Source organism: Saccharothrix sabaoui (assembly GCF_051756985.1).
Classification (GTDB): domain Bacteria; phylum Actinomycetota; class Actinomycetes; order Mycobacteriales; family Pseudonocardiaceae; genus Actinosynnema.
In genome coordinates this window covers 1-2,912 of sequence record NZ_JBPKJK010000322.1, presented here as the reverse complement: position 1 = coordinate 2,912, position 2,912 = coordinate 1, and the positions used below count along the sequence as shown (strand labels likewise).

The window sequence follows — 2,912 nt, the reverse complement described above, 5'->3', positions numbered from 1 at the left end:
GCAGCCACGACAGGCGGTGCAGCGCCTCCGCGTGGTGGTCGGTGACGGTGACCCGGGCCAGGTCGAACGAGTGCAGCACGGCCCGGTTCAGCTCGACGACGGCGCGGTCGCGCCACAGCGAGCGCTCGGAGGACGTGTCCAGGCCCAGCGCCTCGGCCACCGGCCGGGCCGCGCCGCAGGCGTTCTCGTCGGCGAGGCTGCGCGCGCCGATCTCGGAGCCGACGAACCACGAGTTGAACGGCGCGGCGGGGTAGGTGACGCCGCCGATGGACAGCCGCGTGTGGGCGATCACCGGCACGGCGTGCCAGCGCAGCCCCAGCTGCCCGAACCACGGCAGGTCGGGGTGCTCCAGGCACACCTCGTGCACGACGTCCGGCGGCACGGTGAACAGCTTCGCGCCCTCGTGCGCGGTCTCCACGACCAGCGGCAGCACGTCGAACCGGCCGGGCGGACCGGGGGGCCGCCAGCCCATCTCCCGCACGGCCCGGGTGAACCCGGCGTAGCGGCGGTCGCCGGTGCCGTCGGCGTGGCCCGCGTACCGGACGAGCTGCTCGTTCCAGACGCACGGCCCGGGCGACCCCGGCGCGTCCGGCGCGAACACCGTGACCAGGGGGCGGATCTCGCCGCCGTTGGTGGCCAGGCGCAGGTGCTCGACGCACTCGCCCGCGACGGCGGCGGCGTTGCGCAGGCCGCGCAGGTCGCGGACCTTGAGCCGGCGCCACGGCACGCCGCTGGTGCACCAGCCGCTGTCGCGCAGGGCGATGCGCGCGCCGTAGGCCAGCTCGTCGGGGGTGTGGCGGTAGGTGCCGGTCCCCGCCACCTCGTCGCGGACGGCGGCCAGCCTGGGGCCGACCGGTCCGGCCCCGGGGTGCGCCGTGTGGAACATGCGGAGGAAGGACTCCGCGGCGTCCACGTCGAACGTGGTCGGTTCGGTGTCGACAGCGGTCACGGGCGGCAACCGTAGTTGCGGGGCGACGTCACCCGTCACTGCCGGACGGGGCACACCGGGTGATCAACAAATGCCACACCAAGGGGTGACGAAACTACGCCCAGTCGGTGCCTCGACCACTCGATATCGTGGCTTTAGTACACGGTCAGGTGAGTTCGTTCCGCTCGAACATCAGATCGTGGCTGATCCGGTCCTCCTCGACGGCGCGCTGCTCGAACTTCGTGACCGGCCGCCAGTCCGGGCGCGGCGCCCAGCCGTCGTGCAGGTTGCGCAGCAGCGGTTCGGCGGAGCAGACCTCCAGCATCTGCTCGGCGTACGGCTCCCAGTCGGTGGCCAGGTGCAGGGTGCCGCCCGGCCGCAGGCGGGACGCGACCAGGTGCACGAACCCGGGCTGCACGAGCCGCCGCTTGTGGTGCTTCTTCTTCGGCCACGGGTCGGGGAAGTAGATCCGCACGCCGGCGAGCGAGCCGGGCTCCACGTGGTCGGTGAGCAGGTCGACCGCGTCACCGCGCAGGACCCGCAGGTTCTCGACGCCGAGCGCCTCGGCGCGCAGCAGCAGCTGGGCCAGGCCGGGCTTGTAGACCTCGACGGCCACGTAGTTCAGCTCCGGGGCGGCGGCGACCAGCTGCGAGGTCGTCTCGCCCATGCCGGACCCGATCTCCAGCACCACCGGCGCCTCGCGGCCGAACCAGTCGGCGAAGCGCACGGGACCGGCCGGGAGCGCCTTGACCTCCTGGCCCAAGCGCTCCCAGTGGCGGTCCCATGCGCGCTGCTGCCCCACCGTCATCCGTTCACCGCGTTGCACGTAGCTGACGACGGATCGGTGGTGGGGCGGTCGCTGCTGGCTGGACGTCACGGGCGTACAGCCTAGGTGGTGCGCTAGGCGATGTTCTCCAGGTCCTCGATCTGCTCGCGCAGCTCGCCCGGGGTGAACTCGATGGCTTGGCGCTTGCCGGGGCCCCGGTGCGCCGGGAGCAGGTCCACGAAACCGGGGTGCCGGTCGGTGAACTCCACGGTGGTGGGCTCGGCGGGGCCGTACACGCCGCTCTCCGACGGCACGAACTCCCAGTAGCCCACCTCGCCCTCGTCGGCCCACGGGACGAACACCCACCCCGGCCGCGCGGCCAGGAGTCGGGTCACCTCGTCCTCGATCGCGTAGGCCGCCGCGCGCGAGGCGATCCTGCCCCGGTCGAGTGCCCTCAGCCACCAGGGTGCGGGGGCGTCGGACCCGACTGCGCGGAAGAGCGCGAGCACCTGCTGCTCGTCGGCCCGGTGGATCCAGGCCCGGCGGTTCTCCGCGGGCGAGTCGGCGATCCCGACCCCTCCCGCGGTCTCGATCGCGTGCGACCATTCCAGCGCCAGCATCGGCTCGACGCGGAGGGCGTGGTCGCGTTGCCTGGGCAGCTTCTCCCTGGGCAACTCCTTCGACCCGGTTGCCGAGTGGTCGGCGTTCAGGTTCGGATCAAGCACCGTCACGGGTTCACCTCCGGGGGGTTCCTTGACGGGGGGTATCCGAATTCGCGTGCGGGTGGCACCCACCTCACGATTCGTTGCTTTCCATCTGACCCGGTTCAGAAGCGCTTGTCATGGCCCTGTGCCGGAGTTCACGACCTCTTAACGAACAGATTACTCCGGTTGCCCGAATCGAGATCTGTGAAACATGACCGACATGGAATATTTGTGATTCCGACCACAGGGGGAATTCGGTGCGGTGGAGAGCGGTTCTCACCGCGGTCCTGATCGCGTTGTGCGTACCCGTCCCGGCGGGCGCGCAAACGGTCCGGGAACGGCAGTGGCACCTGGCCGCCCTCGGCGTGCCCGCCGCGCACGCCACCACGCGCGGCGAGGGGGTCGTGGTCGCGGTCGTCGACTCGGGCGTCGACGCCACCGCGCCCGACCTCGCGGGCGCGCTGCTGCCGGGCGCCGGGTTCGGCTCGGCGGCCGGCACGGACGGCACGCGCGA

Annotated in this window: 3 protein-coding genes and 1 pseudogene; 1 reads left to right on the top strand and 3 read right to left on the bottom strand. The window is 72.1% G+C overall.

Features of this window, described 5'->3' with window-relative positions; translation table 11 throughout:
• The 3 genes from ACR807_RS41570 to ACR807_RS41560 all read right to left on the bottom strand — a co-directional run.
• A partial coding sequence (locus ACR807_RS41570; RefSeq protein ID WP_438927057.1) for a nitric oxide synthase oxygenase occupies positions 1-949 on the bottom strand: 949 nt, incomplete at its 3' end.
• Positions 950-1,094: 145 nt separating this feature from the next.
• Positions 1,095-1,736 (bottom strand): tRNA (guanosine(46)-N7)-methyltransferase TrmB, encoded by a 642-nt coding sequence (gene trmB, locus ACR807_RS41565; protein ID WP_438927056.1) that lies wholly within the window; start codon positions 1,734-1,736, stop codon positions 1,095-1,097.
• Between the two features lie 92 nt (positions 1,737-1,828).
• On the bottom strand, positions 1,829-2,425 hold the full coding sequence (locus ACR807_RS41560) for a hypothetical protein (protein ID WP_438927055.1): 597 nt from the start codon (positions 2,423-2,425) through the stop codon (positions 1,829-1,831).
• A gap of 230 nt (positions 2,426-2,655) precedes the next feature.
• Between ACR807_RS41560 and ACR807_RS41555 the strand changes: the two are divergent.
• Positions 2,656-2,912: pseudogene (locus ACR807_RS41555) on the top strand (S8 family serine peptidase); the annotation flags it as partial.

Bases quoted from the DNA above. Each gene is read 5' to 3' on its own strand.
- trmB (WP_438927056.1), bottom strand. From the start codon at position 1,736: ATGACGGTGGGGCAGCAGCGCGCATGGGACCGCCACTGGGAGCGCTTG.